Raw genomic sequence first — 20332 nt, forward strand, 5'->3', positions numbered from 1 at the left:
TTTCGGGGCGCAAATATATAACCCTTTTCCTTATTCACAACTACTTTTTTAATCTTTTTTTAATCTTTTTTACAATTCGCTTATAACTAGCTTTTTATATATGAAAGTTTTTTAGAAGACTTATCTATTTATTAAAAGAGATCTCTAAATAATAGTAACTATGTACTATAAGAAGAAATCCCAAACTAGACCAAAACGTATGGTAAAGTCTCTATAAGGATGGTTTGGTGCAGAGAAATAATCGTAACCTGTAAAAGATGAATTAAAATGTTCTGCTTTAAAAAAGATTCTTGTTTGTCTAATTTTTGCATTGACAAAAAAGTCTAATCTAGGAAAGCCTCCAAGTTTTGTATTATTCTGTGTGTAAAATTCTGCCAACAAAGGATCATATCCATTCATATTATACTCACTAAAATAATTTAGTGTTACTCCAGTTTGCAAGGTCATTGCTTTTTTGAAAAGTTGATTTGTATAATACAATGTGTTTCTTGCAATAAAAGCAGGAACATTAAGAACATCTTCATCACTGACTACATTTTGATACATTAAAGTATTGTCTAAAGCAAAATTCCCTACTCTAAACTCTTTTTGAACTTTTAGTCGTAGATATTGTAGTGAGTTTTGGTACTGCTTTGGTCTAATTATTTTGACTCCTTCAATATTGTCTTCTAAATTAAAAAATGTATAGTTATCAATATTTGATATATCTAAATCAGCATATAGATACTTTTCAGATTTTAAACTGAATTTGATTTGTTGTGTGTTTACATTTTCAAACGAATCAAAGTTGTACCAGTTGTAATTGATATATCCACTTTGATACAAAAGGAAATTATAATTAGGTAATCTTGAATTAATATTTAATCCTGCAGAGAGTTTAATATCATCATTTATTCTTAAATCAATATTTGAGTCAATAAAGTTACCCTTAAAATCATTTGATAAATTAAGCCCTGCTTCTCCCCTAAGTTCTATAAAGTTTATCTTTTTATGATATCCTGCCGATATATCTAAAAAATTGGATTTAATTCTATTTGTTATATATTCATCAGGAAATATAACGACACTATTATATCCATAGTTAATATCATTATACCCTATATTGAAATTTATTCCACCTATTATATTATTATCATATAACAGACCTACTTTCGAATTAAAATTCTCTAGGGTTACTTTATCATTTATGTTATTTGTAAAAAACTCTCCAAAGAAATCTCCTGCTGGCGAGTCTTGGTAATATTGAAAGTATTTATCTTGAAAGAAAATACTATTAGTTACCGACAGTTTGTTATATGACAAGGAGTCTTTTTTACTTACTATATCATAGCTATGTTCTAAATAAAAACGCCTACCTTCTAATATGTTTTCTGCATCTTGAAAATTTGGATCAAAAACAGATCTATCTATAAATTCCTCTTCACCAGAAGTGAAATTCTCAATATCTTCATCTTGTAAACCTCCATTTTCTTGATTAAGGAGATCTTGCATTACTATATGACCTCTTGCTTTGTATCTTTTATTTTTGGATTTATAGTTGGATGTAAATCTAAAGTTTCCTGAACTGGTTAAAACATTTTGATAATTCCCCAAGGATCTTAGTCCTTTGTAAGCAATAGAGAAATTAAACTGTCTAGATAAGTTTACTGTGAAAAAAGCATCTAGCATTTGCCCTTGCTCAAAAGCTGTCTTATACGTTAAGCGTGTCCAAGGGGTTGGTACTTCATAATATCTTATATCATCCGTTTCAAGATAGTTGAAATGTCTTGCTCTAGCCGCAAAGAGTGGCATGGAGTTATTTGTAGCTACATTAAATGATAAAGTATTATAGGTCTGACCAATATTTGCAAAAGGCATAAGACCAAAATTATCTTTTTGTAAATAATTGAATTTGTAATCTTTTTTTAGGGATAAGGTTGTATCTACTTCTATAGAATCAGAAGTATTGAATTGAAGATACATGTCTATTGTTGCTGATTTATCCTTGCTAATATTATTTGCAAATTCTTTTCTAGAAATAGAGTCGTTTTGAAAATTACCTCTTCTTTTTTTTGATCCTACAATGTCTTGTGCGTAACAAAACATACTAAACTGCAATAACAATAAAACACTTATAAACCTTGATAACATATATTATTAATTATATAAAATAAATAAGCCCTGCTTTAAAATAAATCAGGGCTCAAGATATTTATTATCTTAATTAATTTACAATAACTTTATGATTGTATACTTTTCCATTATTAACTAACTTTAAAATATAGCTACCTGGTGACAAATTAGAAATATCCATGCTATAACTAGTCAGGGCATTTTCTATGATTTCATCATGAACAATTCTTCCTCTAATATCATATATATATAATTCAGTATGAGGTTCAGGGTAAGCAAAATTTATGTTAAGCTCACTTCTAGCAGGATTTGGCCATATCTTAAAACTTTCGCTAGTGTATGTTTCATTACTTAAAACCAAATCAGGAGCTGTCACTATTAACGAGTAATCCTGGGAAGAACTCTGAAGATTTCCTTTATGAGTAACCTGAATAGTGTAAGTTCCAGCAATTGGTGCTTCAATATCAACACGTTCAACTGTATCTACATTATTATCTCCTTTTGTTGCGCCTGAATTAATATTAAAGGCTAAGAGTTTCCATGGTGTATGCTGGATAAATCCACCTGCATCAATAATCCTCAAATCTAAATCATTAACTAAAGCTGGTGTAGAACTATTAGAACTTCCTGCTTGGCTAACACCTGCAGGATCTGTCCAGCAAATAGTAACACTTATTGGTCCAGTTCCAGAGGTTGTAAATGATTTCGTGTATGTTTGACCATTTTGTAGTGTTAATTCAGATATCAATGAATTTCCCACTTCATTATTTTGTATGACTTCTGCAGCATATTTAGAATTTAATAATCCCCAACCAAAAAAAGGATCTGGTCCTTCACGAGAGGAGTCATCATCAGCTGTATGACAAACAAGCCCCTTTAGAGTAGCCGACCTCATATATTGAGAGTTAAGATCATTGTAGTATTGTTGTAACAAAATAAGTGAACCTGCAACGTTAGGTGATGACATAGAAGTACCTGTAGAAGTTCCATAATCACTAATACCAGTACTTACTGTTGAATAAACTGAAGTTCCATCACCAGCAATATCAGGCTTTATTCTACCATCATCACTTGGTCCTTGACTACTGCTAGGGTTTATAGTCATACTCAAAACTTCACCATTAGCATCTATACTAGGGTTTGCAACATTAGCTACAACTAAATTATTTTTAGAGTTTTTCTCAGCTGTTAATTTATCATAACCAGCTGCTAAACCACCACTATACACAGATTGTCCATCATTTCCTGCAGATAAAACTTGTAGATAATAAGGAAAAGTATAAGCAATATCATCCCAAAGAGCTGCGTCACCATTATAACACCCCATCATCCAAGTAGGAGCATTTTGAGATCCACTTTGATTCAACACTGGAATACCATAAGAATGGTTAGATATTAAAAGTGCATTGTTTGAAGCTTCAGATACTACTTCTGCATTGTCGTTTCCCCAATCATAAGAAACCACATTACCTTGAGGCGCCATACCTTTTGCCAAAGGGTCAGCTCCTCTTGCTACAATAGTTCCAGTAACATGTGTTGCGTGATCGTCAAAAGTGCTAGTCGATAACATATCTGGTGTGGTAACCCTATAAACTGGAGGTAAAGCACCATTTGAAAATTCGGTATGGTTTGATAAAGCTAAGCCTTCATCCCATACACCAACAGTCATATTTTGTCCATCTAAATTTAAACCTAAGCCACCACCTGTGTTTAAAAAATTAGCTCTCGTTGCTATAGCACTGTTTACATTATCTATAGACCTATAGATAGGCTCTCCATTAATAACATCAAAAATGTGGTAATTTACACCATTAATTTGTTTGATAATTTTATTTTCAGGATTACTAATCAAGTAATCGTTAATCCTATCTTCTCTTTTAGAGTTAAGTTCATTTATTTTATCTTTTAGTGAACTAATCTGTGTTGGGTTATAATTAGATATAATCACTGCTTTTTCTTCTTTTGTTTGAGCTTCTACAGCAATTGAAACAAAAAAAATAAGGCTTAATACTAAATAACTTTTTTTCATTTTTATTTTTTTATAAATATAAAAAAAAGCATAGCTGTTAACTATGCTTTTTATGATAAAATTATGTGTTTACTCCTAGATTATTGCAAGGTTAGTACAAATTGGTAATCACCATAACCCTCTAATGGGCCTGTAGCAGTTAATACCGAGTTTGTATAATCATAAGATGAACTTTCTATAGTATGAATAGCAAATAAACCAACAACAGGATCTCCTGTATCTGTATTACCATCATTAAAGCTTAAGCTACCATCAAGTCCAAAAGTTAATACAGCACCATCAATAAAGTATGTATCAAAGCCATCTGAATTTGTAATAACAAACTGAGATGCAGTAACATCACCTTCAACTCTTTCTAACTCTACTTGGTAAGACTCTCCAAAGAAATCACTAAGTCCAAGAGGAGCATTCACCCCAGCTATGAACTGTTCATCAACACTGAAAGTTCCTATAAACACATCAAGAGATGGATTAATAACAACTCTCTTAACTACAGGGTATTGAGGTTCACTTTCTAAGCCAGCTGTGATTTGAGAAGAATCAGTTCCTGTTAATTCAACATCAAATATCATAGGCTCTGTTAATGTTACTCCATCTAATTCACTTAAATGAAAAACTAGATTACCTAAATAGTTATAATCAAAACCAGTATTGTTATCTGGCCCACCATGACTTGTACTGCCTGCAGGTATAACTAAAGTACCATCATTAGAAAAATAATTTGCTGGATTATCACCTGAAACTGGTGTCATAGTATAAAATATAGATAAATCCTTACTTGTCGTAGGTACTTGGATATTAACATCAATCTCGATATCTGTTTGTGCTCCTTGAAAAGCACCTACTGTATCAGGACTACCTTCTACAAATTGTACCCATCCACTTTCAACGTTTGGTTGATACTTTAAATCATCACTACTGTCTTCGCATGAGGACATACTCAAAACAATAATAAATAGTCCTAAAAATTTTAATACGTTTTTCATACTCATTTTATTTTATTGTTTTGTGAATTGATAAGTTGTTTGTGAGGGACTAGAACAGTCGCCTTGTACATCATCAGTAAATGTTACATTTAACACAGTATCGTCAGAAGTATCATACATCTCATTAACTGTTGCTGGACCAAACCAATCATCAAAAGAAGAACATGCACATGAGGTACCGTTTAGTGGTACTACAAACTCATTACATACTAAGTTGATATAAAAGTTACGGAATGTTCCACTACAATATGAAGGATAATTTTCTGTTAAGAATGTTCTCTGTGTAGGACCAGAAGCAGATACTTCCACAATTGTACCATGACTAAGAGTATAACCATCAACTTGCGCAGATGTTTGTTCTATTAGATAAGACCCTACAAAATAATCGTCTGGAATTGGACATACTTGAAAAATATTAACTGTATGTGTAGTTGTTCCATAAACAAGATCAGTAGATGAGTCATCCATATTTAAAACTATTGTTTCAGGAGTTGTTTCAACAGATGTATCAACACCGTTAATTGTTAATATACCAAAGTATTCATTCGCTGGTATTGTAACAACAGGATTAACAATAGTATAGTTTTCGGCATTAGCAGTGCTATTCTCTTCATCAAGAGTTACGGTAATAGTTCTGTCAGATGAAGATACCGTAGAAGATTCAATAACAACTTCTACAGTCCCAACATCGTCAATAGTTACAGCCAAATCCGATGTAGCTCCTTGAAAAGACACTAAGGTTTGACCATTAACATTGTCAAATGTAGTATCGCTTACGTCATCATTACCACAAGCAAAAAATGCAAGTGTGATAAGAGAACTAAATAATATTTTAACTTTTTTCATTTTCTATTTTTTTTATTAATACTGTGGGTTTTGGTCCACTTCTGGATTAGCTACGATTTCAGAAATAGGAATAGGAAGCGTAAATCTGTAATCATCATTATCAATAGCACAGCTATAGAAAGAACATTCTCTAGGATCTCTATCCATAGATCTATTACCTCTATTACCTAATCGCTTTAAATCTACCCATCTATGTCCTTCAAATAAAAGCTCTAATCTTCTTTCATCCAAAATAGCACCAAAAGCTTCTTCTTGAGAACCGTATGTTACAGCTGCTTGAGAAGAACCGTAACGTGCATCTCTTAATTGCTTAAGGTAAGTAGAAACATCACCTAACAAATTAGCATCTGCAGCAGCTTCAGCTCTAATCAACAACATCTCTGCTGATCTAAATACTTTTAAATCATTCATTAAAGGTTGACCTTCACTACCTGGATATTTAAATACTGGTAATAAATCGTCATTAATGAAAGCATCATTTGTTTCATAATTAGGGTCTGGCTGAAGAACAGGCAAGTTTAAGTTTCTACTATATCTTATGTCCGTAGTATTTAGAGCTAAGATATTATAAACCGATCTAGACATCTCCATAAAGAAACCATCATCAGGAGTAGCAAATGCGAATAAGCTACCAGCCCAACCACCACCTGCAGTTCCCTGACCATCATAGCTATCACTAATAGTTCTCTCTAAAGCAAAGATAAGTTCTGTATCATCAGTGTCATCATACATGTTATAGTACTGTGTCTGATCAGCAATGTCATAAGATTCTAATAAATCAGCAGCATAACCATCTGCTAATGTGTATTGCTCTCTATAAGCTGCCATTCTAGCTCTTACTGCGGTAACAAAATCTTGATTAATAAATTTATAACCTAAATCTTGATTCAACAAACCTTCAGCAGTATCTAAATCAGAATTAATTAATTCATAAAACTCACCATTAGTACTTCTAGGTTTTGTTGCAAAAATATCATCAGTAGTAGCATCCATCAATACACCCGCTAAAGCTGTATCATCTGTATAATCAGTTGAAAAGAAAGTTACAATTTTAAAATGACAATACGCTCTAATAGCATAGGCTTGTCCTAAAATATTATCGTAAGTTTCAGGATCCTCACTTCTATCGATACCTGGAGCTGCTTCTATAATTCTATTAGCCATGTTAATGGCTCCATAATTACCTGCCCATATACCTGCCGGATAACCTGAACTACTGTTCATGTTAAAATTTAACAATCCAGCATTCTGCCCACCATTATCAAGCCCTCTATAAGACTCATCAGTTAGTACAGCTGTAAAACCAATCTCAAAAGTTGTGTCAAGGTTATTATATGCTCCTAATAAACCACTTTGTAAATCGTCTATTGTAATAAATGCATTTTCTGCACCTAATCGCCCTGGTTGCTCTATATCTATAGCGTCATTACAACCTACAAATGTTGCTATACCTGCAGCGATAATTAATTTAAAAAATTTATTTTTCATCATCCTTTTTTTTTATTAAAATCCAAATTCTACACCGATAGAGTATGTTCTCGGAGTTGGGTATTCCCATTGTGTTGATCCCACACCTTCAGCGTCAAAACCTCTCCATTTAGTCCAAGTCACTAAATTCTCAGCACTACCAAAAATTCTCATAAAAGAAAACCCAATGTCATCAGTAAACTTCTTTGGTACATTATATCCAAACTGAAGGAAACGTAGTCTTATATAATCTGAGTCTCTTAGGAAACGATCAGAGAATTGATCATCAGGAATGTTAGTAGCAGTTAAAGAAGGAATATTAGTTATATCTCCTGGTTGTTGCCATGCATCTAAGATATCACGTGTGTGTCTGAACTGACCTATTGAAGTAGGATCTAAATAATCAGAATAATCAAAATCATATCTGTAAACCCCAATAGTATAGTTAAACTGTGTATCTAAATAAAAATTCTTGTAACTAACATTGAATCCAAAACTACCTTGATAATCAGGATATAAATTTTTCCCAGTAGCTCTTTGATCTCCTTCATCAATATCTTCAGTTAAATTACCATCAATATCGTAGAATAATAAATTACCATTTGCTGGGTTAACACCTGCGAAAGGAGCTGCGTAAATTTCACTTAGTGGACCACCTACTCTTCTTGTGAATGCCACATCTCCAGCACCACCTAAATCAATAAATTCTTGCTTATTGTAGTTACCAACTAAATTCAAAGTAAGATTCAACCCATCTGTATCGTTACTTCTTAGAAGATCGTAATGTAATTCTAAATCAACACCTCTATTTTCCAACTCACCAACGTTAGCTGAAATTGATGAAATACCACCATTTAAAGCTGGTGAAATAGGTGTAGGCAAGTATAAATCTGTTGTGTTTTTCTTATAAACATCTACAGATCCACGTAATCTATTTTGGAAAACTCCAAAATCTAAACCAATGTTAGCTTGAGCAACGGTCTCCCATTTAAGATCATTATTCCCAATTTGCCCAACACTATAACCATTAGCACCGCCATACTGTCCACCTGTAGCAAACAAGTCTCTAGTTAGATCAGGCGCATTAAATGGTGCAAATTGACCTGCAGCACTAACAATATCCTGATTACCAGCAGTACCGTAAGATGCTCTCAACTTTAACATATCGAAAACTGAACCTTCCATAAATGGTTCGTTATGTATATTCCAACGACCAGAAACTGACCAGAATGTACCCCAACGATTAGATGCCGCAAAACGGTAAGATGCATCACGTCTTAAAGTAGCAGAAACACCATACTTAGTATCATAATCATAATCAACAAAACCAAAATATGAGAATAAACCTGCATTTCTTACAGTAGCATCAGCTGTATCAATAAAATAATCGTTTGCAGAATTGTCATCTACAAAACCAGCACCATCCCCAGGCGAGAATGTATGAAAATCTAAACCTTCAGCAACATAGCCAAAACTTCTCCAATGCGCTTTGAAATATTCTGTAAATACCGAAGCTTCTAAAGTGTGCTTATCGAACATTTTTCTATAGGTCAAAGCATTAGTAACATTTATTAAAACAGACATGTTACTATCTTGATCTTGTCTACCTGGTGTTTCATTACCATCTTCAGCAAAATATTGTGCTTTAAATGAGTCTGGATGCTCAGTATATAAAACCTTTTCATCTGTGAAATCAGCACCAATAGTAAACTTATATGTTAAATTATCTGTAATTTTATAGCTCGCGTTAGCACTTGCTAAAATCTTAATTTCATCTTCTCTATATGTTTGATGCTCTAATAAGTCCAAAAGCAATAATGGTGTATTCTGAAAACTTACAGGTATATTACCTGCATTATCAGGATCATAATCATTAGGAGAAATATAAGGCACACCCGAAACAGCACCTAAAGCCAAGTTTCTATTAACACCACCAGTACCTATAGATAAAGGCACATTATTTCTTGAATAATTAAGCGAAAGTGATGTATTATACTCAAATTTCTTATCTTCAGACTTACCAGAGATATTATTTCTAAAGTTAAATCTCTTTAAACCACTAGCCTGGTTTAATATCCCTTCTTGATCTGTAAAACCAAAAGATGTAAAAGAATTTATATTTTCACCACCAGCAGACAAACTTAAAGTATGCGTTTGAGCATAAGCCGTACCAAAGAACACATCTAACCAATCTGTATTAACCATACTCGCTCTTAGAGCCAATTCTTGATCAGATAAAGTAGAACCAAATCCAGCACCATAATCTTTCTGCAATTGCAACTCTTCTCTAGAATTCATTAAATCATAATCATTTGTCTGAAGCCTTGAAATACTAGAAGTTCCAACATACTTAACCTGAAGACCTGTGTTAAAAGAAGCTCTTTTAGTTGTAATAACAACCACACCATTAGCACCTCTGTTACCGTAGATAGAAGTTGCACCCGCATCTTTTAAAACAGAAAGTGTTTCAATATCATTAGGGTTTAAACTTCTAAAATTATCCTCATCTACAGGAACACCATCGATGATAAATAACGGCTCAGTGTTACCATTAACCGAACCAACACCTCTTAAATTCACTGTACTATTACCACCTGGCTGACCACTTGCTGTGATAATATTAAGACCAGCTACCTGACCTTGCAACGTTTGAACAAAGTTTGCGTTTGGCCTAGCCTCAATTGTGCTAGATGTTACCGTAACACTCGCTACACTCGATGTTTCTTTTGTAGCAGTTCTAAACGCCTGAACAACAACCTCATCTAAAGTGTTATCCAACTCAAGCGCAACGTTATAAGTATTAGCCGCACCTATAGTAATTTCGGTAGTTTTCATACCTACATAGGAAACTGTCAAAACATCTCCTTGACTGACCTGAATAGTATACTTACCATCAAAATCAGTTTGCTGACCTCTAGAGGTCCCTTTTACAATTACGTTAGCACCTGGAAGTGGCAAACCATCATCCTTAGTCGTAACTGTACCTGTGACTGTCTTTTCTTGTGCAAAAGAAAATTGCATCACGAACGCCATAAAAAGCGTCAATAACCATGTTAACTTTAATTTCATAAAACAATTATTTGAGTTAGTCTAGTTGCAAACATCTTAATTAAATATTAAATAAGCAAGTGTTTTTGCCAAAAAAATGTTAAGTCTTTTGCGTTATTGACAACAGAAATAACAGGTCTTTTTTCTAATGTTTTAAACGTCAAACTCAACCATTAGATACAGAAATTGCAAAAGGGTTGCGTTAAAATTTTAACTTTGTTCAAATTTTAACATTTTGAGCCTAAAACATAGATATTCAACATTTAATATTGAATGTGGCACAGACGAAGCCGGAAGAGGATGCTTAGCCGGACCAGTAACTGCTGCTGCTGTAATTTTACCAAATGACTTTAATAATGATATATTAAATGACTCTAAACAACTTTCTATTAAAAACAGAAATTTATTAAGAACCATCGTTGAAAGTGAATCTTTTTGCTTTGCCGTACAACACGTTTCAGAAATTGAAATTGACAGCATCAATATTTTAAATGCATCAATTAAGGCGATGCATAAATCTATAGAGCAACTCCAAACCGAACCTGAATTTATAATAGTTGATGGTAATAAATTTAAACCTTATAAAAACATACCTCATGAAACTATTATTAAAGGTGATGGTAAATTCTTGAGTATTGCTGCTGCCTCAATTTTAGCAAAAACATATCGTGATGAATATATGGAAAGGATTCATGAAGAATTTCCAATGTACAATTGGAAACAAAACAAAGGTTACCCAACAAAAGAACATAGAGCTGCTATTGCAAAATATGGCATTTCCAAATATCACAGAAAATCATTTAGATTATTACCTGAGCAATACCGATTAGACTTATAACTTTTTATATTTGTAAGAACAATTACATTTTAATGAAGAAGTTCGGATTTTTAGTTCTTACGCTTACATTCTTGGTAGCGTGTCAGAAAGATTACAATAAAACAAAAAACGCTTACCAATTTATACCTCAAAATACTTCTACTGTAATAAAAACTAATGAACTCAAAGATTTTATAAGCAGTATTGACAATCATGATGTTCTTTCAAATATTTATGACCAAGAACTCAAAGACGTTTCTAAAATCTTAAAACACCTAAACACAACCAAGGAGGTGTATATCAGTTTTTTTGACAACACAGAAAAACCTTCAAATTATTTAATTCTTACCGAGAAAGACTCCTCTTTATTTGTTGTAGACTCTATTCCAAATCACATCTCTGAAACTTTGAAGGAGTTTCAAGTTGAAAAAATTCAAATTGACAGCACTACTTTTTTCCATAAAACTATTGGAAAAACATTTGCCGCATCAAACGATTTGGAAATTTTGAAAAAAATAGATTCTGAAAACGAAAACAAGGCACTTACTGATTTAATTGAAACAACAGACAACAAATCTGTTGCCTCTCTAATTTTCAAAACAACTTCCGAAGGTTACTCAAATTTATTGTTTACTGAGATTAATAAGCCTGAAAACAAAACTAATTTTACTGCACTAGATATTTATTATTCTGATAATAGTCTTATATATAATGGAGTAACATCTAGCACAGATTCAATCACTAACTTCTTAGATAGCTTTAAAAATACAGTGCCTCAAAAAATAGCGTCACCAGAAATAGCGCCTGTTGGCACTAAGAGTTTACTGAGTCTTACCTATGATAATTTTTCTGTTTTTCAGAAGAACTTAAAAGCTGTTAATACTAAGAATACTGATAGCACACCTACTTTTTTAAATTTCACTAATGAAGTTTCTAAAATTGATAATGTTATTGTCTTACATACACTCGACACTAATATGCTTCTAGAATCGATTGAAGACAAATCTAATTTTGAAACCTTTAGAGATATCGAAATCTATGAATTTGAGCGACCAGATTTTTTTACTTCAAGACTTCAACCTTTTATAACCTTTGAGAATGCCCAATATTTTTCAGCATATGAAAATTTCATCATTTTTTCAGATTCTACTGAAAATATAAAAGCTATTCTCACCGATGCTTTAAACAATAATACACTTGCCTATTCGGACGCATTTATAAATGCCAATGAAAGTTTGACTGACGAATCTTCCCTATTCATTTTTAAGGATTCTGAAAATCTTTCTAAAATACTCGATGGTAATTTTGCTGGCTACAATGCTAACATTGTACAATATGCTTACGAGGATAATTACGCTCACATCAATGGAGTCATTCAGAAGTACAAAAAAAGAGCTGCTTCAAATTCGGTTAATGAAGATTTTATTACAAAATTGGATGCTCCAATCCTTATAGCTCCTCAAGCTGTTCAGAATCATGTTACCAATGCTCATGATATTGCAGTTCAAGATATTGGAAATACACTTTATCTCATTTCAAACTCTGGAAATATTCTCTGGAAAAAGCAATTACAAGGAAAAATTCTTGGTAAGATTGAACAAATAGACATGTATAAAAACGGTCGTCTGCAACTAGCTTTTGCTACAAAAAATCGCGTTTATATTTTAGACAGAAATGGAAATGACGTCTCTCCTTTTCCTTTAAAATTTAACGATGATATTACCCAACCTCTATCTGTTTTTGATTACGATAAAAGAAAAGATTACAGACTTTTAGTCACTCAAGGAAAAAATCTCTTAATGTATGACGACAGAGGAAAATCTATAAACGGTTTTGACTACAACAGCAATGGCTCAGAAATATCTTCACAACCAAAACATTTTAGAATTGGCAGTAAGGATTATATCACTTTTTCAGCTGGAGAAAAACTAATGATTTTAAGTCGTCAGGGAGATATTCGTATTAACGTAAAGGATAAAATCCGCTTCTCAGATAATGAGATTTTCCTGTATAAAAACAAGTTTACCACAACAAATACACTAGGGCAGTTGGTACAAGTTGATACTAAAGGAAAGCTAAGCACTACCAACTTAAATCTTACCGATAAGCACAGCTTAGAAACTACGAGTAAGACTTTGGTAACTATGACCGAAAACAAGCTCAACATAAAGTCTAGAACTGTAGATTTGGATTATGGCGAATACACCAAACCAAAAATATTCTACCTAAATGATAAAATCTACATTTCTACTACCGATCTTCAAGCTAAGAAAGTTTATCTTTTCGATAGTCAAGCAGAGCCGATTCCAAACTTTCCAGTATTTGGAACTTCTGAAGCAGACTTACAAAAACTAGATAGAGAATCTGGCTTGGAACTCATTACCCAAAGTGATGATAACAACATTGTAGTTTACAAACTACACTAAAGTTTCTACCAGGAATACATTTCATTTTTAAGTCTCAATAGTTATCCCTAATTTTAGACCGCTATTAATCAATAACTTATAAATGAAACGTATTTTCAGTTACAAACAACTATTTGTATTTTCTCTAGTATTAGTTTGCTTTGCCAGTAATCTCGAAGCGCAATCAAAAAAACTTAAGCGTCCCAAAAGCCGAGTCGGCATATCTAGTGTCGATAGTTTTGTTCAAGAATCTTTTGATTTGTATGACAAAGTTTACAAATATGATGGCTATGCTGAAGCCGGAACTCCTTTAGAAGATGAAGATCTTGATGTTTTAGAAGATGCCCTAGATGAAGTTACAGCTTTAAGCGAAAGTGCTCCAGATATCCTGAGCGATTTAGATGGCACTGGTGCCCTGAAACAAGCAAAGGCTACACTTCAGATAAACAAAGCAAAAAAAGCTTTAAAGTATAGCATTACAACAGCAAAAAAATTACTCGTAGGAAGCAAAAATGGAGATTCTGAAGACGAAGATGATTCAGAAAAAACTAGTGATAACGAAGAAACGTCATCTGACTATGATGAAGACGAAGATAATGACGTAGAAGAAGTCAAAAACCCAAATGTTTCTGAAGGTTTAGAAGTTTACAGTAAGTTCGATTTTGTTCCTGGTGACAAATTGCTGTTTTTTGATGATTTCTCCCAAGATTTTATTGGCGATTTTCCATCCAAATGGAACACAAACGGTACAGGTGAAGTTGTAAACTTTAATAAGGTTGAAGGCAAATGGTTTGAGCTTAAATCTGGCTATGGTTTGTACTATGTTCCAGATCTTAAAGAATTGCCTGAAGATTTCACTATTGAGTTCGATCTTTTAACAAGCGGACTTTCTACAAGCACCTCTTCTTCTTCAAGATTTAGCATCTATTTAAGCGATAATGCTAAATTTAACGATGGCAATAGTAATTATATTGAAGTATCCATACCGTTAGGACAATATGCAGCATTTCCTTTTAGGGTAAAAAACTTTTTCAACAATAAAGTCGGTGATGTCAATTCTGATATCCAAGCCGATATTAGAACTGAAATTCTCAACCGTCCTCATGTGTCTATTGCCGTAACCAAACAACGCTATCGCTTATGGATAAATGAGGTAAAATACATTGATATTCCTCGTTTAGTTGAAGAAACTAATGTACTTGATTTTATAAAATTCCATATCAATCATTTTAAGGATGGAGAAGAACGCGTATTTATCTCAAACCTTAAAGTTGCTGAAGGTGGTGAAGATTTAAGGCGAAAACTATTAGCCGAAGGAAAAATTTCAACTAATGGTATTCTTTTCAATTCTGGTTCTGCAAATATCCAACCACAATCTTTAGGAATTGTTCGTCAAATTTCACAAGTCTTAATGCAAGACGAAAACATAAAACTCAAAATTGTTGGCCATACCGATGCTGATGGCAATGATGCTAACAATTTAAAGCTGTCCAAAGCTAGAGCCGAAGCCGTAAAAAATGCTTTGGTTAACATCTACAAAATTTCCGCAAAACGTCTCTCTACAGATGGAAAAGGAGAATCCGAACCGGTTGGAGACAATAGCACAGCAGATGGTAAAGCACAAAACCGACGTGTAGAATTCATAAAAATATAGCGGTAACCAAATCTCAAGTCCCTAGGTCTGAAAACGTCGAATTTATTTTCGGCGTTTTCTTAGTTTTAAGATGATCCTTTCGTAGTATTGCAATACGAATATTGAAACAACTACAGCAATGATAAAACGACATAAAGCCTCAATAAAAAACTGCATTATACACAAGGTTGGTAACAAGTTTAACGGTACCAAAAATGCCTTTTCAGATACAGCTGTGCATTTTGATGAAGCCACTTACAATCTTATTTTACCGTTTCTTTTAAAGCCATTTGTAAGTGTTGCCGAGAGCTACCGTTTTCACCATCATAGCGATATTGGACTGAATGAAATTAACACCTACAGCAGTCAAATATTTGAGGATGGAAGTGACTTTGTAGAAATTTCTAAACACGTAGTTACACACCTTTTTGAACAAAGTAATTCTGCACAGATTAAAACTGGTGATGTATTGGTTTGTCACTTTGAAAACATACAATACGAAGACTATTTTGTAGATGCTGTTGGTATTTTTAAAATTGAAAACAAAACCGAGTTTTTTCAAACCTATCTTGAAGATGGTAACTACGATATTTTAGTACAAAAAGGTATACAAGCCAAGAAAGTGGATAAAGGTTGTTTAATCCTAAACACCTCTGACATGGAAGGCAAAATAGCCTTTAGCGTAGACAACAACACCTACGATACGCAGTATTGGATTAAGAGCTTCTTAAACATTAAATATCCTGATGATAGCAACCAACACACCAAGAATTGTATTGAGCTATGTAGAGAGTTTTCTAAAGAGGTTTTACAACCCAATTTTGGTGGCCAGCAACAAAGTAATTTTTTAGCAAAAACGGTAGATTTCTTTAAGGAAAATGAAATTGTAAATATTGAAACTTTTAAAGAAGAAGTCTTTGATGAAGAAGACCAAATTCAACTTTTCGAAGATTATAAAAAGAACTACGAAGCTGAAAACAAGGTCTTGATTAGAAACCAATTCGATGTCTCTGAAGTCGCTTTAAAAAAGCAAAAACAAAAAATAAAAACCGAAATAAAACTCGACACCAACATACAGATAAAACTCGATGTGGATGCACCAGACGCTTCTGCCGAATATCTAGAACGTGGCTACGACGAAGACAAAAAAATGCATTATTACAAAGTGTTTTTTAATGATGAGGCTTAGGTTTTATATTGTAACTAAATTTGTATTCAAATATTTCAAACTATTATGATACCAAATTATTTATATCATTACACATCATTAGACATATTAAAAATAATTTTAGAAACTAAAACAATTCGTTTCAAAAGAATAGATTTAATGAATGACCCTTTTGAAGGAAAATTAGGTCATTTTAAAAATCTAAAAAAACTTGTGTTTTCAACGTCATGGACAGCAGAAAAGAGAGATGAGCTACCAATGTGGAAAATGTATTCTGATTTAAAAGGAGTAAGAATAAAAATGCCAATAGATTTATTTAACACAAATGAGTCAATGAAAGTAGCAAAACTAGGAGGAGGAGAAAACTACTTAATTGAATCTGAATTAGACAAAGAATATACTATTGAAACCGTTGGATTAAACTTAAAACAAAAACAAGGTTTAGCTAAAATCAATAGAGTAAGTAAAGCTTTTGGGCCAACTGCTGTCGAATATTATGATAATGAGTTAGATCTTATTAAGGGATTAGTTAACTTAAAGGAGTCTGATAAAACAAAAACTTACCCAAATAATTTTTATGAGATAAATCTAAACCAAGTCGGTCAAAGAAAGATAGACTTTTGGAAGTTTGAAAAAGAGTATCGATACAGATTATTCTTTGGAAATACAATAATGGTCGCCGGAAGCAAAGATACACTTAATGATCAATTACATGAATCATTAATTAAAACAGAATACATTGATATTAATTTCAAGAAAGATAGCTTAGAGAATTTAGAAATACTATTGGGTCCAAATGTAGATGCCATTAAGGAACAGGAATGTAAAAAAATGCTCGAATCAATGAATATTTCTAATTTCAAACTAACAAAAAGTAAAATTAAGGTTAATTAATTGTAACAACAGACTCAATAAGTCTTAAAAAAAACTTCCTCAATTTTTCCTTAATTTAGAGCCTTATGGCAAAACAAGATAAAGAAGATTTTGAAGATTTTGGCTTGGGCGAAAAGTCCTCCTCAGAAGGGTATCGTTCTTTAAATAAGGATGGTAGTTTTAACATAGAAAAAACAAACATTTCTTTTCTTGAGCGCTTAAACTTCTTCCATAGTTTGGTTACAATGAAATGGTCGCATTTCTTTGGTTTTGTGCTACTCACCTACCTTTTAGTCAACACTTTTTTTGCTGCTATTTACAGTCTTATCGGAGTAGAAAACTTAACAGGTATACGTGGCATTTCGCCTTTTGAGCAGTTTATGGAAGCTTTCTTTTTTAGTGCCCAAACTATAACAACTTTAGGCTATGGACAAGTGGCGCCTTTAGGCTTTTTAGCCAATACAGTTGCCGCAATAGAATCGCTACTTGGTCTTTTGTTTTTTGCATTAGCCACAGGTTTATTGTACGGAAGATTTTCTAAACCCATATCTAAAATTAAATTTAGTGAAAAAGCTGTGATTGCGCCATATAGAGACATCAACGGCTTTATGTTTAGATTGGTAAATCCTCAAAAAAATGAATTGTTAGAGGTTGAAATCAATGTTAGTGTTTCTATGAAACGTGACAGTTCGGAGTTAAGGGATTTTCATATTCTAGAGCTAGAAAGAGACAGTGTAAGGTTTTTTCCTTCCATGTGGACCGTAGTTCACCCTATTGAAGAAAACAGTCCGCTTTTCGGCTTAAATCAAAGAGATTACAACGAAAAAGATATAGAGTTTATCACTACACTGAAGGCTTTTGATGAATCCTCTGGCCAAATGGTATATTCCAGATCGTCTTACAAACCCGAAGAAATAGAATGGGGACAAAAATTTGTCTACACAGCTAAGCGTCACAATGGCAAAACATTGGTAGATGTTAGCAGAATTAATGAAAGCGAGAGTGCCACGTTGAACTAAACAAACTCGGCTTCAAAAAGGGTACTAAAGTGCTTTAAAATTTTCTCTTTTACCGCTGCTTCATCAACGGTTTCCACACCAAGCTCGTTATTTAAAGACGTTACAGCTTTTCCTCTAATTCCACAAGGAATAATATTATCAAAATACCCTAAATCTGCATTGACATTCAGGGCAAAACCATGCATGGTTACCCAACGACTCGCACGTACTCCCATAGCACAAATTTTACGCGCAAATGGTGTGCCTACATCTAACCAAACCCCTGTTTCACCAGGACTGCGTTCAGTATTTAAGCCATAATCGGCTAAAGTGAGAATAATCACTTCTTCTAAAAACCTTAAGTATTTATGAATGTCAGTAAAGAAATTATCCAAGTCTAAAATAGGATAACCTACAATTTGCCCTGGACCATGATAAGTGATATCTCCGCCTCTATTAATTTTATAAAACGTCGCGCCTTTTTCGGCTAATTGTTCTTCAGACAATAAAAGGTTAGATATGTCACCACTTTTTCCAAGGGTATAAACGTGCGGATGCTCCACAAAAAGAAAATGGTTTTGGGTTTGTAAACCTGCATTCTCCCTTCTATTTTTTATTTTAGTATCTAGAATAGATTTAAAAAGGTCTTCTTGATAATCCCAAGTATCTTTATAATCCTTAGCTCCTAAATCTTCTAGTTTTACGGTTTTATTCAAAACTTTAATCTTCTAAAATTACTTCTAAATCTAGTGCTTTTGGGTTTTTTAAATATTCCATAAAGCCATACTCAAGAGTAAGTGTTTTTCCATCTTGGCTAAACATAGCTTTTTCATTAGAAACTGACTTTACCCTTCTAGGAAAGTGATAGTTCAATTTGTATTTAGAAGCACCAAACATTATTTCTAACTGACCTAAACTATCGGTCAATTTACTATAAGCTTCTTCATCTACGATTGTCGCTTCCCTTTTAAAAATTTTACCATCAAATCTATATTTTAAATCTGTTGCTCCATCTTCTCCAAATGAAGAAAAAGGATTGCTGTTATCCATAGGATCTGTTGCGCCTTTTCCTTTTAAATTGCTTACATTATTCATAGCTTTAAACATGTCTTGCAACTCATTGACATCTTTAAAATCATTGAAAATTTTCATTTTCAATTCTGAAGTCTCAGGATCCATAAGCATAGTCATTGTAAATGGTTCTAAGGCTTTTAATTTATCTTGTTCTTCTTTACTTAACTGAGCTATGCTATCCTTTTTTTCTTCAAAAAAATCTTTAAAAACAATAGTTGAATCTATACGCTCTTCACTTTCACCTGCCATTTTTTCACCGCCCATCTGCATCAGCTGTGAGCCATCAAAAGAAAACTCCATCTTGCCAGTACCATCTTCATTAATGTAAATATTTTCAGAAAAATTACAGCTAAAAACAGCCGCAAATAATAAACAAACAAGTAAAACCTTTTTCATAATTAATTTAAAACATCTTATTTAACATACCACAAAGATACATAAAATAAAGTCCTTTTATGAGTGTAAAAAGCCTGTATAAAATTTTTAAAGACGAATCTAATTTTTCTCTTTTGGTGAAAGTAAAAGGGGATTATCGCTCAGGATTATTAAGAATTACCAAAGCTGCTATTACTCCCGGAACCCAACCACAAAGCCATAATAAAAAGGTGATAACTACAGAACCACAACCTTTATCTAATACAGCTAAAGGAGGGCAGATAATTGACAATATAACGCGCCAGATACTCATAATTTTTGTTTTTTGATTTGATGATGAACTTGACCTTAAAGATTTTGCCAAACTGAACTTATCAAAGCCGTAAAAACGAAATGACCTCTAATTCACTTCGACAAGCTCAGTGTGACAATTTTCAATAAAATAATCAAGTACTTCATAAGTCGATAACCAAACAAATTTGTTACAGAATCAAAGCCTAC

Annotated in this window: 15 protein-coding genes; 6 read left to right on the forward strand and 9 right to left on the reverse strand. The window is 33.0% G+C overall.

All coding sequences use genetic code 11. The features are described from left to right. Nucleotides 1–165: 165 nt before the first annotated feature. From QGM60_RS03240 to QGM60_RS03265, 6 genes are all read right to left on the reverse strand, one after another. The gene (locus tag QGM60_RS03240) at nt 166–2130 is read right to left on the reverse strand and encodes a putative porin (protein ID WP_281138807.1); all 1965 of its coding nucleotides are present in this window, start codon (nt 2128–2130) and stop codon (nt 166–168) included. A 73-nt stretch (nt 2131–2203) separates the two neighbouring features. After that, nucleotides 2204–4141: a S8 family serine peptidase gene (locus tag QGM60_RS03245; protein ID WP_281138809.1), complete on the reverse strand. Its 1938-nt coding sequence runs from the start codon at nt 4139–4141 to the stop codon at nt 2204–2206. Between the two features lie 80 nt (nt 4142–4221). Continuing rightward, nucleotides 4222–5127 (reverse strand): hypothetical protein, encoded by a 906-nt coding sequence (locus tag QGM60_RS03250; protein ID WP_281138810.1) that lies wholly within the window; start codon nt 5125–5127, stop codon nt 4222–4224. 12 nt (nt 5128–5139) lie between these two features. After that, the gene (locus QGM60_RS03255) at nt 5140–5973 is read right to left on the reverse strand and encodes a hypothetical protein (protein WP_281138811.1); all 834 of its coding nucleotides are present in this window, start codon (nt 5971–5973) and stop codon (nt 5140–5142) included. A gap of 15 nt (nt 5974–5988) precedes the next feature. Further along, nucleotides 5989–7461, reverse strand: coding sequence for a RagB/SusD family nutrient uptake outer membrane protein (locus tag QGM60_RS03260; RefSeq protein ID WP_281138812.1), 1473 nt, complete (start codon nt 7459–7461; stop codon nt 5989–5991). Nucleotides 7462–7476: 15 nt separating this feature from the next. Beyond that, complete coding sequence (locus QGM60_RS03265) at nt 7477–10509, reverse strand: SusC/RagA family TonB-linked outer membrane protein (protein WP_281138814.1); 3033 nt, start codon at nt 10507–10509, stop codon at nt 7477–7479. 211 nt (nt 10510–10720) lie between these two features. On the opposite strand from QGM60_RS03265, the gene QGM60_RS03270 reads away from it, so the two are divergent. The 6 genes from QGM60_RS03270 to QGM60_RS03295 all read left to right on the forward strand — a co-directional run bounded on the left by QGM60_RS03270 (nt 10721) and on the right by QGM60_RS03295 (nt 18403). Next, nucleotides 10721–11326, forward strand: coding sequence for a ribonuclease HII (locus QGM60_RS03270; protein ID WP_281139331.1), 606 nt, complete (start codon nt 10721–10723; stop codon nt 11324–11326). A 32-nt stretch (nt 11327–11358) separates the two neighbouring features. After that, nucleotides 11359–13731 carry a ribonuclease HII gene (locus QGM60_RS03275; RefSeq protein ID WP_281138815.1) on the forward strand — a complete coding sequence of 791 codons (2373 nt, stop codon included), beginning with the start codon at nt 11359–11361 and terminating at the stop codon, nt 13729–13731. An 82-nt stretch (nt 13732–13813) separates the two neighbouring features. Then, the gene (locus QGM60_RS03280; RefSeq protein ID WP_281138816.1) at nt 13814–15364 is read left to right on the forward strand and encodes an OmpA family protein; all 1551 of its coding nucleotides are present in this window, start codon (nt 13814–13816) and stop codon (nt 15362–15364) included. 118 nt (nt 15365–15482) lie between these two features. Next, nucleotides 15483–16532, forward strand: a complete 1050-nt coding sequence (locus QGM60_RS03285; RefSeq protein WP_281138817.1) for a nucleoid-associated protein — start codon at nt 15483–15485, stop codon at nt 16530–16532. A 45-nt stretch (nt 16533–16577) separates the two neighbouring features. Continuing rightward, entirely contained in the window at nt 16578–17405 is an 828-nt protein-coding gene (locus QGM60_RS03290) for a DUF2971 domain-containing protein (protein ID WP_281138818.1), read from the forward strand. Between the two features lie 65 nt (nt 17406–17470). Beyond that, on the forward strand, nt 17471–18403 hold the full coding sequence (locus tag QGM60_RS03295; RefSeq protein ID WP_281138819.1) for an ion channel: 933 nt from the start codon (nt 17471–17473) through the stop codon (nt 18401–18403). Here QGM60_RS03295 and lipB read toward each other — a convergent pair. The 3 genes from lipB to QGM60_RS03310 form a co-directional block, all read right to left on the reverse strand. After that, complete coding sequence (lipB, locus tag QGM60_RS03300; RefSeq protein WP_281138820.1) at nt 18400–19098, reverse strand: lipoyl(octanoyl) transferase LipB; 699 nt, start codon at nt 19096–19098, stop codon at nt 18400–18402. The genes QGM60_RS03295 and lipB overlap by 4 nt on opposite strands. Before the next feature lie 4 nt (nt 19099–19102). Further along, entirely contained in the window at nt 19103–19852 is a 750-nt protein-coding gene (locus QGM60_RS03305; protein WP_281138821.1) for a hypothetical protein, read from the reverse strand. Between the two features lie 133 nt (nt 19853–19985). Beyond that, a complete protein-coding gene (locus QGM60_RS03310; protein ID WP_281138822.1) occupies nt 19986–20144 on the reverse strand; it encodes a YqaE/Pmp3 family membrane protein in 159 nt (52 codons plus the stop codon). Nucleotides 20145–20332: the final 188 nt, after the last annotated feature.

It is taken from the genome of Winogradskyella sp. SYSU M77433 (assembly GCF_029911945.1).
Taxonomy (GTDB): Bacteria; Bacteroidota; Bacteroidia; order Flavobacteriales; family Flavobacteriaceae; genus Winogradskyella.

Coding starts and splice junctions, on each gene's coding strand:
- QGM60_RS03265 (WP_281138814.1), bottom strand. CDS start 10,509: ATGAAATTAAAGTTAACATGGTTATTGACGCTTTTTATGGCGTTCGTG.
- QGM60_RS03310 (WP_281138822.1), bottom strand. CDS start 20,144: ATGAGTATCTGGCGCGTTATATTGTCAATTATCTGCCCTCCTTTAGCT.
- QGM60_RS03250 (WP_281138810.1), bottom strand. CDS start 5,127: ATGAAAAACGTATTAAAATTTTTAGGACTATTTATTATTGTTTTGAGT.
- QGM60_RS03260 (WP_281138812.1), bottom strand. CDS start 7,461: ATGAAAAATAAATTTTTTAAATTAATTATCGCTGCAGGTATAGCAACA.
- QGM60_RS03295 (WP_281138819.1), top strand. CDS start 17,471: ATGGCAAAACAAGATAAAGAAGATTTTGAAGATTTTGGCTTGGGCGAA.
- QGM60_RS03255 (WP_281138811.1), bottom strand. CDS start 5,973: ATGAAAAAAGTTAAAATATTATTTAGTTCTCTTATCACACTTGCATTT.
- QGM60_RS03280 (WP_281138816.1), top strand. CDS start 13,814: ATGAAACGTATTTTCAGTTACAAACAACTATTTGTATTTTCTCTAGTA.
- QGM60_RS03245 (WP_281138809.1), bottom strand. CDS start 4,141: ATGAAAAAAAGTTATTTAGTATTAAGCCTTATTTTTTTTGTTTCAATT.
- QGM60_RS03290 (WP_281138818.1), top strand. CDS start 16,578: ATGATACCAAATTATTTATATCATTACACATCATTAGACATATTAAAA.
- QGM60_RS03275 (WP_281138815.1), top strand. CDS start 11,359: ATGAAGAAGTTCGGATTTTTAGTTCTTACGCTTACATTCTTGGTAGCG.
- QGM60_RS03305 (WP_281138821.1), bottom strand. CDS start 19,852: ATGAAAAAGGTTTTACTTGTTTGTTTATTATTTGCGGCTGTTTTTAGC.
- QGM60_RS03285 (WP_281138817.1), top strand. CDS start 15,483: ATGATAAAACGACATAAAGCCTCAATAAAAAACTGCATTATACACAAG.
- QGM60_RS03240 (WP_281138807.1), bottom strand. CDS start 2,130: ATGTTATCAAGGTTTATAAGTGTTTTATTGTTATTGCAGTTTAGTATG.